Consider the following 14,894-nt stretch of genomic DNA (forward strand, 5'->3'; position numbering starts at 1 on the left):
GCTGCAGCTTTGCGGATGATGGTTTTTCCTTATCCGGCCTGTAGGCCTGACAAGCGCAGCGCCTCAGGCAGACTACCGCACCACTGTCGGATGGCGGCTTCGCCTTATCTGGCCTGTGATCAGGATGAGGCTCTGTGGTAACGCAAATGCAATAACGGATACGGCCGTCCAAGATCGTCCACCTCCGAACGCCCCTTCACGCAGAATCCCATCTTTTTATAGAATCCAACGGCTTGATCATTTTGTTCGTTCACGTTAGTTGTCAACGTGGGCGCTAATGAAAGCGCGTGCTCAATCAACAGTTTACCCACTCCACAGCCCCTGACATCGGGATCAACAAACAGCGCATCCATATGTTCTCCGCTAAGCAACATAAATGCGACGGGCTCATCCTGCTCATTAGCGGCAACCCATAAAGGGGCTTCGGGTAAAAAGGAGCGAACCAGTTCCTCCAGTTCGACGCGATACTCTCTGGACAGAAAATCATGCGTGGCGTCGACCGAACGACACCAGACAGCAATCAGTTGTTCCCCTTCATCATGCCGGGATCGGCGTATGTTAATAACCATATTCTCTCCTTATTGTTATGCTTATATTCTAACGCATATATCGTCGTGAAACTTTCTCACCTTTAACATGCAGGCTCGACATCGGCGTAATTTCTGGGTATCTTCAGCTATCTGGATGTCTAAACGTTTAAACGTATGTAGTGAGGTTATCAGGTTATGCCGATTCGCGTGCAGGACGAGCTACCCGCCGTCAATTTCTTGCGTGAGGAAAATGTCTTTGTCATGACGACTTCCCGCGCTTCAGGTCAGGAAATTCGTCCGCTAAAGGTGCTTATCCTTAATCTGATGCCGAAGAAAATCGAAACAGAAAATCAGTTTTTACGCCTGCTATCGAACTCTCCGTTGCAGGTGGATGTTCAGTTACTGCGCATTGATGCCCGCGAGTCGCGTAATACGCCAGCCGAGCACCTGAACAACTTCTATTGTAATTTTGAAGATATTTGCGATCAGAACTTTGATGGCCTGATCGTCACCGGTGCGCCGCTGGGCCTGGTGGAGTTTAATGACGTCGCTTACTGGCCACAGATCAAGCAGGTGCTGGAATGGGCGAAAGATCATGTTACCTCAACGCTGTTTGTCTGTTGGGCGGTACAGGCGGCACTCAATATTCTCTACGGTATTCCGAAGCAGACCCGCACCGATAAGCTCTCTGGCGTTTATGAACATCATATTCTTCAGCCTCATGCGCTGCTGACGCGGGGTTTTGATGATTCCTTCCTGGCCCCGCATTCGCGCTACGCTGACTTTCCTGCTGTGTTGATCCGCGACTACACCGATCTGGATATCCTCGCCGAGACTGAGAATGGGGATGCGTATCTGTTTGCCAGCAAAGATAAACGCATTGCGTTTGTCACGGGCCATCCGGAATACGATGCGCATACGTTAGCGAGTGAATATTTTCGCGATGTTGAGGCAGGGTTAAGTCCCGACGTTCCCTACAACTATTTCCCGAAAAACGATCCGCAAAACAAACCCCGCGCCACCTGGCGAAGCCACGGTAATCTGCTGTTCATCAACTGGCTCAATTATTACGTCTACCAGATCACGCCATATGATCTGCGTCACATGAATCCAACGCTGGATTAATCTCCTGTCGCTGACGATCCTAAAGCGTTTCAGCATAGTGAATCAGGCACCTTCGGGTGCCTTTTTTATTTCCGAAACCCACTTCATCTTGTGATTAAACTTTATCTTTATTGTTATCAATAGGTTAATTGATAATTAAATTAAAAATGGAAATTGTTTTTGATTTTGGATTTTAAATGAGTAGTCTTAGTTGTGCTGAACGAAAAGCGCACAACGATCCTTCGTTCGCATTGGAATGCTTTGTTATCAATGACGAGGAGTTAGAGAATGAATCAACAGGCAACGACGACGGATGAATTGATCTTTACCAGGCCGCAGGGTGAGCCGGAGAAGCAGATCCTGACCTCCGGGGCGATAGAATTTGTCACCGAACTGGTGGCGCGCTTTACGCCAAAACGTAACAAGTTACTCGCCGCGCGTATTCAGCAGCAGCAGGATATCGATAACGGTAAGTTGCCTGATTTTATTTCGGAAACAGCTTCCATTCGTAGCGGAGACTGGAAAATCCGCGGCATTCCGCAAGATTTACAGGATCGTCGGGTCGAAATCACCGGGCCGGTTGAGCGCAAGATGGTGATCAATGCGCTGAACGCCAATGTGAAAGTCTTTATGGCAGATTTCGAAGATTCGCTGGCACCGGAATGGGACAAGGTCATTGACGGGCACATCAACCTTCGCGATGCGGTAAACGGCACCATCAGCTATACCAATGAAGCCGGAAAAATTTACCAGTTGAAGCCCGATCCTGCATTGCTGATTTGCCGCGTACGCGGTCTGCATCTGCCGGAAAAACACGTCACGTGGCGTGGTGAAGCGATCCCTGGCAGTCTGTTCGACTTTGCCCTCTATTTCTTCCACAACTATAAAGCGTTGCTGGCTAAAGGCAGCGGACCTTACTTCTATCTGCCGAAAACCCAGTCCTGGCAGGAAGCGGCGTGGTGGAGCGAAGTCTTCAGCTATACCGAAGATCGTTTCAATCTGCCGCGCGGCACCATTAAAGCCACGCTGTTGATTGAAACCCTGCCGGCTGTCTTCCAGATGGACGAGATCCTGCACGCGTTGCGTGATCATATTGTTGGTCTCAACTGTGGTCGCTGGGATTACATTTTCAGCTATATCAAAACGTTGAAAAATCACCCTGATCGCGTCCTGCCGGATCGCCAGGTGGTAACGATGGATAAGCCTTTCCTCAGCGCCTATTCGCGTCTGCTGATTAAAACTTGCCACAAACGTGGTGCCTTCGCGATGGGCGGTATGGCGGCATTCATTCCAAGCAAAGACGCCGAGCGAAATAATCAGGTGCTCAGCAAGGTGAAAGCGGACAAAGCGCTGGAAGCCAGCAATGGCCACGACGGCACATGGATTGCGCATCCCGGGCTGGCGGACACCGCGATGGCGGTCTTTAACGAGGTGCTGGGTGAGAACAAAAATCAGCTGTTTGTCACGCGTGAGGACGATGCGCCTATTACCGCAGAACAACTGCTGGCGCCCTGTGAAGGCGAACGCACTGAAGAAGGCATGCGCGCCAACATTCGCGTTGCGGTGCAGTACATCGAAGCGTGGATTTCCGGCAACGGCTGCGTGCCGATTTATGGCCTGATGGAAGATGCGGCGACGGCGGAAATCTCCCGTACGTCAATCTGGCAGTGGATCCATCACGAGAAAACTCTCAGCAACGGCAAGCCGGTCACGAAGGCGCTGTTCCGCCAGATGTTGGCTGAAGAGATGCGGGTGATTCAGGAAGAACTGGGCGAACACCGCTTCAGCAGCGGGCGCTTTGACGACGCCGCGCGTCTGATGGAACAAATCACCACCTCTGATGAATTAATCGATTTCCTGACGTTGCCAGGCTACCGCCTGCTGGCGTAATTGCCCAGGCTATTTTGTTCGCCATTTTGGCCCCGGGTCGTGCTCAAAATCCTCACGTACTATCAGTACGCTCTGGTTTTTGCGCGGCTTCCCGTGACCAAACTGCTTTCACCAATAACGCCTGGGAAGCCAGGAGAATAATATGGAGCATCTGCACATGAAAACCCGTACCCAACAGATCGAAGCGTTACAGAAAGAATGGACACAACCGCGCTGGGAAGGCATTCGTCGCCCGTACAGCGCGGAAGAAGTGGTGAAATTACGCGGCTCGGTCAATCCCGAGTGCACGCTGGCGCAACTGGGCGCCGCCAAAATGTGGCGTTTGCTGCACGGCGAATCGAAAAAAGGTTACATCAACAGCCTTGGCGCGCTGACCGGCGGGCAGGCGTTACAGCAGGCGAAAGCGGGGATTGAAGCCGTCTATCTGTCGGGGTGGCAGGTGGCTGCGGACGCTAACCTGGCGTCCAGCATGTATCCGGATCAATCGCTTTATCCGGCGAATTCTGTCCCGGCCGTGGTAGATCGGATCAACAACACCTTCCGCCGCGCGGATCAGATCCAGTGGTCCAGCGGTATTGAACCCAACGATCCGCGCTATGTGGACTACTTCCTGCCGATCGTAGCCGATGCGGAAGCGGGTTTTGGCGGCGTACTGAATGCGTTTGAGCTGATGAAATCGATGATTGAAGCCGGTGCAGCGGCAGTTCACTTCGAAGATCAGCTGGCGTCGGTGAAGAAGTGTGGCCATATGGGCGGCAAAGTGCTGGTGCCAACGCAGGAAGCGATCCAGAAGCTGGTCGCTGCGCGTCTGGCGGCAGACGTCATGGGCGTACCGACGCTGGTGATCGCGCGTACCGATGCGGATGCGGCAGATCTAATCACCTCCGATTGCGACCCGTACGACAGCGAATTTATTACCGGCGAGCGGACCAGTGAAGGGTTCTTCCGTACGCATGCCGGCATAGAGCAGGCGATCAGCCGTGGTCTGGCTTACGCGCCGTATGCCGATCTGGTGTGGTGTGAGACCTCCACGCCGGATCTGGAGCTGGCGAAGCGCTTTGCCGATGCGATTCATGCGAAATTCCCAGGCAAACTGCTGGCCTACAACTGTTCGCCGTCGTTCAACTGGCAGAAGAATCTGGACGATAAGACCATCGCCAGCTTCCAGCAGCAGTTGTCAGATATGGGTTACAAATATCAATTCATTACCCTGGCGGGCATCCACAGCATGTGGTTCAACATGTTCGACCTCGCGCACTCCTACGCGCAGGGTGAAGGCATGCGCCACTATGTTGAGAAGGTTCAGCAGCCGGAATTTGCGGCGGCTAAAGACGGTTACACCTTCGTGTCCCATCAGCAGGAAGTAGGTACAGGCTACTTCGATAAAGTCACCACCATCATTCAGGGCGGCACTTCCTCGGTGACTGCGTTGACCGGCTCGACCGAAGAATCGCAGTTTTGATTAACGCCCGGTGGCGTGGTGCTTACCGGGCCTACGAAAGTGTAGGCCGGATAAGCGAACGCGCCATCCGGCAAAACGTGGTGCCGAATAAGGAGAGGCGATGTCGCGAGGTCTGGAGTTACTGATTGCTCAAACCATCCTGCAAGGCTTCGACGCCCAGTATGGTCGATTTCTGGAAGTGACTTCTGGCGCGCAACAGCGCTTTGAACAGGCCGACTGGCATGCCGTGCAGCAGGCGATGAAAAGCCGTATTCATCTCTACGATCATCATGTGGGTCTGGTGGTGGAGCAACTGCGCTGCATTACTGATGGCAAAAGTACCGACGCGGCGTTTTTGCTGCGTGTGAAGGAGCATTACACCCGGCTCTTGCCGGATTACCCGCGCTTCGAGATTGCGGAGAGTTTTTTTAACTCCGTGTACTGTCGGTTATTTGACCACCGCTCGCTCACTCCCGAGCGGCTTTTTATTTTTAGCTCCCAGCCGGAACGTCGTTTTCGGACGATCCCGCGCCCGCTGGCAAAAGATTTCTTCCCGGATGGCGGTTGGGAACCGCTGCTCATGCGTGTACTCAGCGATCTGCCGCTGCGTCTGCCGTGGCAGAACAAAGGGCGTGACATCCGCTATATCACCCTGCATTTGCGTGAAACCTTCGGTGAAGAGACCCTGCAGAAGTGCCATCTTCAGGTGGCTAACGAACTGTTTTATCGCAATAAAGCCGCATGGCTGGTCGGCAAACTCATCACGCCATCCGCCACATTGCCCTTTTTGCTGCCGATTCATCGCACCGATGAAGGTGAACTGTTTGTGGATACCTGCCTGACCACCACGGCAGAAGCCAGTATCGTTTTTGGCTTTGCCCGCTCCTATTTCATGGTGTACGCGCCGCTGCCTGCCGCACTGGTGGAGTGGTTGCGTGAGATCCTGCCAGGGAAAACCACGGCCGAGCTGTACATGGCGATCGGTTGTCAGAAGCATGCGAAGACCGAAAGCTATCGTGAATATCTGCTGTATCTGCGTAGCTGTGATGAACAGTTTATTGAAGCGCCGGGTATACGCGGTATGGTGATGCTGGTCTTTACGCTGCCGGGATTCGATCGGGTTTTCAAAATCATCAAAGATAAATTTGCGCCGCAGAAAGAAATGTCCGCCGCTCACGTCCGGGCCTGCTACCAGCTGGTTAAAGAGCACGATCGCGTGGGGCGCATGGCGGATACGCAGGAGTTCGAAAACTTTGTGCTGGAAAAACGGCAAATCGATCCGGCGCTGATGGCGCTGTTACTGCAGGAAGCGCCGGAAAAAATTACCGATCTGGGCGAGCAGATTGTCATTCGCCATCTCTATATTGAGCGGCGGATGGTGCCGCTCAATATCTGGCTTGAGCAGGTAGAAGGTCAGCAATTGAGGGATGCGATTGAGGAGTACGGCAATGCTATCCGCCAGCTTGCTGCTGCCAACATTTTTCCCGGTGACATGCTGTTCAAGAACTTCGGCGTTACCCGCCATGGTCGTGTGGTGTTCTACGATTACGATGAGATTTGCTACATGACGGAAGTAAATTTCCGGGACATCCCACCGCTGCGCTACCCGGAAGATGAGATGAGTGCCGAGCCCTGGTATAGCGTGTCTCCTGGCGATGTGTTTCCGGAAGAGTTTCGCCACTGGTTATGTGCCGATCCGCGCATCGGACCGCTGTTTGAAGAGATGCACGCCGACCTGTTCAGCGCCAACTATTGGCGCGGCCTGCAGACGCGAATTCGCGAAGGGCATGTTGAAGATGTTTACGCGTATCGCCGTCGCCAGCGATTCAGCGTACGTTATGAAACCGACCGGGCGCTTACGCCGCCATCCGGCAATGTGCGCCGATCTGCCTGATGGCGCGACGCTTATCAGGCCTACCGAATCCCGCCGTACGCCAGCGTCACCTCTTTCGCTGCCTTGATCACCATCGCGCCAAACTCGGTGACGCGGTCATCGGTGATGCGTGAAATCGGTCCAGAGATGGAGATCGCAGCAAACGGTTCGCGGTGCTCGTCATAAATACACGACGCCACGCAGCGCAGTCCGAGCGCATGCTCCTCATCATCAAACGAATAGCCGCGTTTACGCGTCTGCGCGAGATCATCCTTCAGATGGACAGGAGAGACCAGCGTCGCGTGGGTATACGCATGCAGCCCTTTGCGGTGCAGCAACTGGGTCACCTGTTCTTCACTCAGCTGTGCTAAAAACGCTTTGCCTGCGCCAGAGGCATGCATCGGCAGCTTACCGCCGATCGGCGCAGACATGCGCATCAGTTGAGTACACTGCACCTGGTCAATGATAATCGCCTGATGGTCGCTCTGATCCAGCACCGCCAGATTCACCGTTTCGCCGGAGTCTTCCATCAGTTTGCGCAGAATCGGGTGGACGATTGCCAGCAAATTGCGGCTCTGCAAAAAGCTGCTGCCAACGATAAAGGCATGCGCGCCGATTGCCCAGTGTCCAAGGTCACCCACCTGACGGACAAAACCCTGCTGCTGCATGGTGGTCAGTAAACGGTGAGTGGTCGAGTTCGGCAGGCCAGCCTGTTGAGCCAGTTCGGTCAACGCCACGCTGCCGTTGGATTCCGCGATCCATTCCAGCAGTTTCAGACCACGAGTCAGTGACTGAACCTGTCCGGCGGCGGGGGCTGTCGTCGCGGCGGGTTTTCTGCCGCGTTTGGCGGGAACGGGGGCGACCATAGCTGACTCCTTTTCTGTATCGTGGAAATCATTTTCGTTTTATTCGATTATAATGCAAGAAATCTTGTACTGATCGGAGGAGTGAAGCTGAACATGTCTCATGTTGCCCGTCGTTCGCTTTTCCGTCAGCCCTGTTTATGCCACTATGTTTTGTTGACTTTTTCGGTCTGGTTGAGCGTTGTCGGGAGCAAGTGTGAGCAGCAAAGTTGAACAACTGCGTGCGCAGTTAAATGAACGTATTCTGGTGCTGGACGGCGGCATGGGCACAATGATCCAGAGCTACCGTCTGAGTGAAGAGGATTTCCGTGGTGAGCGCTTTGCCGACTGGCCGTGCGACCTGAAAGGCAATAACGACCTGCTGGTGCTCAGTAAGCCGGAGGTGATTACCGCCATTCATAACGCCTATTTTGAAGCGGGCGCGGACATCATCGAAACCAACACCTTCAACTCCACGCCCATCGCGATGGCGGATTACCAGATGGAGTCTCTGTCAGCGGAGATCAACCTTGCCGCCGCGAAACTGGCGCGCGCCTGCGCCGATGAATGGACCGTACGTACCCCGGAGAAACCGCGTTATGTGGCGGGCGTTCTCGGCCCAACCAACCGGACCGCATCGATCTCGCCGGATGTAAACGACCCGGCATTTCGTAATATCACCTTTGATCAGTTGGTGTCCGCCTACCGTGAGTCCACCAAAGCGCTGGTGGAAGGGGGTAGTGACCTGATTTTAATCGAAACCGTCTTTGACACGCTGAACGCGAAAGCGGCGATTTTTGCGGTGAAAGAAGAGCTGGAAGCGCTGGGCGTCGACCTGCCCATCATGATTTCCGGCACCATCACCGATGCTTCCGGACGTACCCTTTCCGGCCAGACGACAGAGGCGTTTTATAACTCGCTGCGTCACGCTGAAGCGCTGACTTTTGGGCTTAACTGTGCGCTGGGGCCGGATGAACTGCGTCAGTATGTGCAGGAGTTGTCACGCATTGCGGAATGTTACGTGACCGCACACCCGAACGCCGGTCTGCCGAATGCGTTTGGTGAATACGATCTTGATGCCGACACGATGGCGACGCAGATCCGCGAATGGGCCGAAGCCGGTTTCCTGAATATCGTCGGTGGCTGCTGCGGCACCACGCCGGAACACATCGCGGCAATGAGCCGGGCGGTTGAAGGATTGCCGCCGCGCCCGTTGCCGGAAATCCCGGTGGCCTGCCGCTTATCCGGTCTTGAACCGCTGAACATTGGCGACGACAGCCTGTTTGTGAACGTCGGCGAGCGTACCAACGTTACCGGTTCCGCCAAATTTAAACGTCTGATCAAAGAAGAAAAATACAGCGAAGCGCTGGATGTTGCCCGTCAGCAGGTAGAAAGCGGTGCGCAAATTATCGATATCAACATGGATGAGGGGATGCTCGACGCCGAAGCGGCGATGGTGCGCTTCCTGAACCTGATTGCGGGCGAACCGGACATTGCCCGCGTGCCTATCATGATCGACTCTTCGAAATGGGAGGTCATCGAGAAAGGGCTGAAGTGCATTCAGGGCAAAGGTATCGTGAACTCGATCTCCATGAAAGAGGGGGTTGAAACCTTTATCCATCATGCGAAGCTGCTGCGTCGTTACGGCGCGGCGGTAGTGGTGATGGCCTTTGATGAACAGGGGCAGGCGGATACCCGCGCACGTAAAATTGAGATTTGCCGTCGGGCATACACCATCCTCACCCAAGAGGTGGGCTTCCCGCCGGAAGACATCATTTTCGATCCGAATATTTTCGCGGTGGCGACCGGTATTGATGAGCACAATAACTACGCGCAGGACTTTATCGGCGCCTGTGAAGACATCAAACGCGAGCTGCCGCACGCGTTGATCTCCGGCGGCGTCTCCAACGTGTCATTCTCGTTTCGTGGCAACGACCCGGTGCGTGAGGCTATTCATGCCGTGTTCCTCTATTACGCCATTCGCAACGGTATGGACATGGGGATTGTCAACGCCGGACAACTGGCGATCTATGACGATCTTCCCGCCGAACTGCGCGATGCGGTAGAGGATGTGATCCTCAACCGTCGTGATGACGGTACTGAACGCCTGCTAGAACTGGCGGAAAAATACCGGGGCAGCAAGGCCGATGAGACAGCTAACGCGCAGATGGCGGAGTGGCGCACCTGGGAAGTCAAAAAGCGCCTCGAATACTCGCTGGTCAAAGGCATCACGGAATTTATCGAACAGGATACCGAAGAAGCCCGTCAGCAGGCTGCTCGCCCGATCGAGGTGATTGAAGGGCCGCTGATGGACGGGATGAACGTCGTCGGCGACCTGTTCGGTGAGGGCAAAATGTTCCTGCCGCAGGTGGTGAAATCCGCCCGCGTGATGAAACAGGCGGTGGCGTACCTTGAGCCGTTTATCGAAGCCAGCAAAGAGAAAGGCTCCAGTAACGGTAAAATGGTGATCGCTACCGTGAAGGGTGATGTGCACGACATCGGCAAAAACATCGTTGGCGTAGTGTTGCAGTGTAATAACTACGAAATCGTCGATCTCGGCGTGATGGTGCCGGCGGAGAAGATCCTCAAAACCGCCAAAGAGGTGAATGCGGATTTGATTGGCCTTTCCGGGCTGATTACCCCGTCGCTGGACGAAATGGTCAACGTGGCGAAAGAGATGGAGCGTCAGGGCTTCACCATTCCGCTGCTGATTGGCGGCGCCACCACCTCGAAAGCGCACACTGCGGTGAAAATCGAGCAGAACTACAGCGGCCCAACGGTGTATGTGCAGAACGCTTCGCGCACCGTTGGCGTGGTTGCTGCGCTGCTTTCTGACACTCAGCGTGACGATTTTGTCGCCCGGACCCGCAAAGAGTATGAAACCGTACGTATTCAGCATGGCCGCAAGAAACCGCGCACCCCGCCGGTCACGCTGGCCGCTGCCCGGGATAACGATCTGGCGTTTGACTGGGCGAACTATACGCCGCCGGTGGCGCATCGTCTGGGGGTGCAGGTCGTCGAAGCCAGTATTGAAACGCTGCGTAATTACATCGACTGGACGCCGTTCTTTATGACCTGGTCGCTGGCCGGGAAATACCCGCGCATTCTGGAAGATGAGGTGGTAGGTGAAGAGGCGAAACGCCTGTTTAAAGATGCCAACGATATGCTGGATAAATTAAGCGCTGAGAAAACGCTGAACCCGCGCGGTGTGGTGGGGCTGTTCCCGGCAAACCGCGTAGGCGACGATATCGAAATTTATCGTGATGAAACGCGTACGCATGTGCTGACCGTCAGCCATCATCTGCGTCAGCAAACGGAAAAAGTCGGTTTCGCCAACTACTGCCTGGCCGACTTCGTGGCGCCGAAACTGTCCGGTAAAGCGGACTACATCGGCGCTTTTGCGGTGACCGGTGGTCTGGAGGAAGACGCACTGGCGGAGGCGTTTGAAGCGCAGCACGATGATTACAACAAGATCATGGTGAAAGCGCTTGCTGACCGCCTGGCGGAAGCCTTCGCGGAGTATCTGCATGAGCGCGTGCGTAAAGTTTACTGGGGCTATGCGCCGAACGAAAATCTCAGCAATGAAGAGCTGATCCGCGAAAACTATCAGGGGATTCGCCCGGCGCCGGGGTATCCGGCCTGTCCGGAACACACTGAAAAGGGCACCATCTGGCAACTGCTGGACGTGGAAACACACACCGGCATGAAGCTCACCGAGTCCTTCGCCATGTGGCCTGGCGCCTCGGTCTCCGGCTGGTACTTCAGCCACCCGGACAGCAAATATTACGCGGTTGCACAGATTCAGCGCGATCAGGTCGAGGACTACGCGTTCCGTAAAGGGATGAGTGTCTCTGACGTTGAGCGCTGGCTGGCGCCAAACCTGGGCTATGATGCTGACTGATTCATAAAACCGTCATCTTTCCTTACAACTCACAGGGCGCTCACTGAGCGCCCTGTCTCTTTCTTGCGTTTAAACCCTTATACTGAAAGAAGGCTCATGAACGTTGCTTGCCGGATGGCGGCGTAAACGCTTTATCCGGCCTACCGGTTGCTTGTAGGTCTGATAAGCGCAGCGTCATCAGGCATGAGCCCCGGGAACCTATAACAATAAGGAGTACCTGATTCCGTGCTAACTTTGCTCCACCTGCTTTCTGCTGTCGCCCTGCTGGTCTGGGGTACCCATATTGTGCGTACTGGTGTGATGCGTGTGTTCGGCGCTCGCCTGCGTACCGTGCTTAGCCGTAGCGTCGAAAAGAAACCGCTCGCTTTCTGCGCAGGGATTGGCGTCACTGCGCTGGTGCAGAGCAGTAATGCCACCACCATGCTGGTGACCTCGTTTGTCGCCCAGGATCTTGTCGCGCTGACGCCTGCGCTGGTGATTGTGCTCGGCGCAGATGTGGGGACCGCGCTGATGGCGCGTATCCTCACCTTCGATTTATCGTGGCTGTCGCCGCTGCTGATTTTCATCGGCGTGATCTTCTTTCTGGGGCGTAAACAGACACGTGCCGGACAACTGGGCCGTGTGGGGATTGGCCTTGGCTTGATCCTGCTGGCGCTGGAGCTGATCGTCCAGGCCGTGACCCCTATTACCCAGGCCAACGGTGTACAGGTCATTTTCGCCTCATTGACCGGCGATATTATGCTGGATGCGCTCATTGGCGCGATGTTTGCGATTATCAGTTATTCCAGCCTGGCGGCGGTACTGTTAACGGCTACCCTGACAGCGGCGGGGATTATCTCCTTCCCGGTGGCGCTCTGTCTGGTGATTGGTGCTAACCTCGGTTCCGGCCTGCTGGCGATGCTCAACAACAGCGCGGCCAACGCGGCAGCGCGACGCGTGGCGCTCGGCAGCCTGCTGTTCAAGCTGGTGGGTAGCCTGATTATTCTGCCGTTTGTCCATCCGCTGGCGAATCTGATGGATGAGCTGCCACTGCCCAAATCTGAGCTGGTTATCTATTTCCATGTCTTCTACAACCTGGTGCGCTGCCTGGCGATGATTCCGTTTGCCGAGCCGATGGCGCGCTTCTGTAAGCGCATTATTCGTGATGAGCCGGAGCTGGATGGGCATCTCAAGCCAAAGCATCTGGATGTCAGCGCGCTGGATACGCCGACCCTTGCACTGGCCAATGCCGCCCGTGAAGCGCTGCGCATCGGCGATGCGATGGAACAGATGATGGAAGGGCTGAAAAAGGTAATGCACGGCGAGCCGCGTGAAGAGAAAGAGCTGCGCAAAATCGCGGATGACATCAACGTGCTCTACACCGCCATCAAGCTCTATCTGGCGCGGATGCCGAAGGAGGAACTGGCGGAAGAGGAGTCGCGCCGCTGGGCGGAGATCATTGAAATGTCGCTCAACCTGGAACAGGCGTCGGATATTGTGGAGCGCATGGGCAGCGAGATTGCTGACAAGTCGCTGGCGGCGCGGCGGGCGTTTTCGATTGAGGGCTTAAAAGAGCTGGATGCGCTGTACGACCAGTTGCTCAGCAACCTGCAACTGGCGATGTCGGTATTCTTCTCCGGCGATGTGACCAGCGCCCGTCGTCTGCGCCGTAGCAAGCATCGCTTCCGCATACTGAATCGCCGTTATTCACACGCGCACGTTGATCGTCTGCATCAGCAGAACGTCCAGAGTATTGAAACCAGTTCTCTGCACCTGGGGTTACTGGGGGATATGCAGCGTCTGAACTCATTGTTCTGTTCCGTGGCTTACAGCGTACTGGAACAGCCGGACGAAGACGACGAGCGGGATGATTATTAACGTTGACGCAGCGCTTATCCGGCCTACAACGAGCATACTCTGTAGGCCGGATAAGGCGTTTACGCCGCCATCCGGCAACGTTGGTTAAAAGCAGTGACCTGCCTCAACGGCAGTTGCGTCTTTACCGGCTTCGAACACGTAGGTGGTGTTCGGACCGCCAAGCACCGCCTGACCCTTGCTCACTTTAATCCAGTTGCCTTCCGGCAGACCGATCACTGTCAGTTCTGGCGCGACAACCAGCAGCTCGCGAATACGCTGTTCACGCGTTTCGCCTTTATGGCCTTCCGGCAGCGCGTTAGTGAAATGCGGGTTAATCTGCAGTGGGAACAGGCCCAGCGCGTCAAAACCTTGCGGATCAACAATCGGCATGTCGTTGGTGGTGCGGATGGTCTGGCAGGCGAGGTTGGCACCCGCACTCCAGCCGATGTACAGCGCTCCGCGTTTGACCACATCAACGATCGGTGCCAGCAACCCGCGCTCGCGGCTCTCTTTCAGTAACTGGAAGGTATTGCCGCCGCCGACAATCACCACTTCGGCATTTTCAATGGCCGCACGAGGATCGGCGACGCTGTGAATACCCACCACCTTGACGCCCATGGGCGCGAAGATCGCCGCCGTTTTTTCCGTGTACTCATCCCAGGTCTGTGTCACGCCTGCAAAGGGAATAAACACTGCCGAACGGCGCCCCTCCAGTTGCTCCGCAATCAGCGGCAGCGCGTGTTCCATCCAGCCTTTACCCGGCAGCGTCGAGTTACTCAATAAAAGCAGTTCCATTCTTTCTCCCAATAATCAGTCAATGACAAAACGCGGTCATGCTACCACTGACAGCGTCGCGCCTTACTGACATGGCTCACGATGTAGGAGGGGAATGGGGGGAAGCCCCTTAATCTACGATGAAAAATGCACGATGTAAGCGTTAAACCGAGTGTAGGGATTTATCCATGTGTAAGTATGAAAATCATAACGCGCGGATAGCAAAATAAACAAAGTATAACGCTGATGTCAGGGGGATAGACTTCTTCAATATTTCTGAAAAGAGACCCGCGTTTTCATTTTAAAATTTAGAGCGTTCGCAATTTAAAAAGTAAAATTGCGACACTGTCCTATATTTAATTCAAACCAGGCTACGCTAGTTGTGACTAGCATGATAAAGCTGTCAGCCCGGTGCTGAAGCAGTGAGTGGCATCTGTCATGTGATCAATAACAGGCGCGTAATTTTTATTATTATGTAACTAAATATTTCAGTAAAATTAAATATATTTTCGTAACTTACTGAAATATAGGATTTTTACAAAAAATTAAGTTTTGTGTATCTTTTTGTTTTACTTACAAACAGTAAGGTAAATTCCTAAAAAAAGATCGATTACAACGATCGATATCTTAGTAGCAATAGCCTTTGGCTATTGGTTTTGTTTTATCGATCAGGTTTGACAATCAATATTGCTCATGTACTATT

The 14,894-nt window shown here is 54.3% G+C and carries 9 protein-coding genes and 1 pseudogene; 6 read left to right on the forward strand and 4 right to left on the reverse strand.

The genetic code is table 11. The annotated features are described in order from the left end of the window. Positions 1-119 precede the first annotated feature (119 nt). The gene (locus QNN88_RS17800) at positions 120-569 is read right to left on the reverse strand and encodes an acetyltransferase (RefSeq protein ID WP_414241385.1); all 450 of its coding nucleotides are present in this window, start codon (positions 567-569) and stop codon (positions 120-122) included. 156 nt (positions 570-725) lie between these two features. Between QNN88_RS17800 and metA the strand changes: the two genes are divergently transcribed. The 4 genes from metA (at position 726) to aceK (ending at position 6,859) form a co-directional block, all read left to right on the forward strand. After that, positions 726-1,655: a homoserine O-succinyltransferase MetA gene (metA, locus tag QNN88_RS17805; protein ID WP_414241386.1), complete on the forward strand. Its 930-nt coding sequence runs from the start codon at positions 726-728 to the stop codon at positions 1,653-1,655. Positions 1,656-1,922: 267 nt separating this feature from the next. After that, a complete protein-coding gene (gene aceB, locus QNN88_RS17810; protein ID WP_414241387.1) occupies positions 1,923-3,524 on the forward strand; it encodes a malate synthase A in 1,602 nt (533 codons plus the stop codon). A gap of 157 nt (positions 3,525-3,681) precedes the next feature. Then, positions 3,682-4,986 (forward strand): isocitrate lyase, encoded by a 1,305-nt coding sequence (gene aceA, locus QNN88_RS17815; protein WP_043001801.1) that lies wholly within the window; start codon positions 3,682-3,684, stop codon positions 4,984-4,986. A 100-nt stretch (positions 4,987-5,086) separates the two neighbouring features. Further along, complete coding sequence (gene aceK, locus QNN88_RS17820) at positions 5,087-6,859, forward strand: bifunctional isocitrate dehydrogenase kinase/phosphatase (protein ID WP_414241388.1); 1,773 nt, start codon at positions 5,087-5,089, stop codon at positions 6,857-6,859. Between the two features lie 20 nt (positions 6,860-6,879). On the opposite strand, the gene iclR is transcribed toward aceK, so the two are convergent. Continuing rightward, entirely contained in the window at positions 6,880-7,704 is an 825-nt protein-coding gene (gene iclR, locus QNN88_RS17825) for a glyoxylate bypass operon transcriptional repressor IclR (RefSeq protein ID WP_042320966.1), read from the reverse strand. Between the two features lie 193 nt (positions 7,705-7,897). On the opposite strand from iclR, the gene metH reads away from it, so the two are divergent. Further along, a complete protein-coding gene (metH, locus tag QNN88_RS17830) occupies positions 7,898-11,581 on the forward strand; it encodes a methionine synthase (protein ID WP_414241389.1) in 3,684 nt (1,227 codons plus the stop codon). A 94-nt stretch (positions 11,582-11,675) separates the two neighbouring features. Here metH and QNN88_RS17835 read toward each other — a convergent pair. Beyond that, positions 11,676-11,781 (reverse strand): annotated as a pseudogene (locus tag QNN88_RS17835) (hypothetical protein); the annotation flags it as partial. Between the two features lie 25 nt (positions 11,782-11,806). Between QNN88_RS17835 and QNN88_RS17840 the strand changes: the two are divergent. Beyond that, positions 11,807-13,438, forward strand: a complete 1,632-nt coding sequence (locus QNN88_RS17840) for a Na/Pi cotransporter family protein (RefSeq protein ID WP_414241390.1) — start codon at positions 11,807-11,809, stop codon at positions 13,436-13,438. Between the two features lie 84 nt (positions 13,439-13,522). Here QNN88_RS17840 and pepE read toward each other — a convergent pair whose 3' ends face one another. After that, positions 13,523-14,212 carry a dipeptidase PepE gene (gene pepE, locus QNN88_RS17845; RefSeq protein WP_414241391.1) on the reverse strand — a complete coding sequence of 230 codons (690 nt, stop codon included), beginning with the start codon at positions 14,210-14,212 and terminating at the stop codon, positions 13,523-13,525. Between the last annotated feature and the right edge of the window lie 682 nt (positions 14,213-14,894).

It is taken from the genome of Citrobacter sp. ANG330 (genome assembly GCF_047467925.1).
GTDB classification, from domain to species: domain Bacteria; phylum Pseudomonadota; class Gammaproteobacteria; order Enterobacterales; family Enterobacteriaceae; genus Citrobacter_A; species Citrobacter_A amalonaticus_G.

Bases quoted from the DNA above. Each gene is read 5' to 3' on its own strand.
- QNN88_RS17800 (WP_414241385.1), bottom strand. From the start codon at position 569: ATGGTTATTAACATACGCCGATCCCGGCATGATGAAGGGGAACAACTG.
- metA (WP_414241386.1), top strand. From the start codon at position 726: ATGCCGATTCGCGTGCAGGACGAGCTACCCGCCGTCAATTTCTTGCGT.
- aceB (WP_414241387.1), top strand. From the start codon at position 1,923: ATGAATCAACAGGCAACGACGACGGATGAATTGATCTTTACCAGGCCG.
- aceA (WP_043001801.1), top strand. From the start codon at position 3,682: ATGAAAACCCGTACCCAACAGATCGAAGCGTTACAGAAAGAATGGACA.
- aceK (WP_414241388.1), top strand. From the start codon at position 5,087: ATGTCGCGAGGTCTGGAGTTACTGATTGCTCAAACCATCCTGCAAGGC.
- iclR (WP_042320966.1), bottom strand. From the start codon at position 7,704: ATGGTCGCCCCCGTTCCCGCCAAACGCGGCAGAAAACCCGCCGCGACG.
- pepE (WP_414241391.1), bottom strand. From the start codon at position 14,212: ATGGAACTGCTTTTATTGAGTAACTCGACGCTGCCGGGTAAAGGCTGG.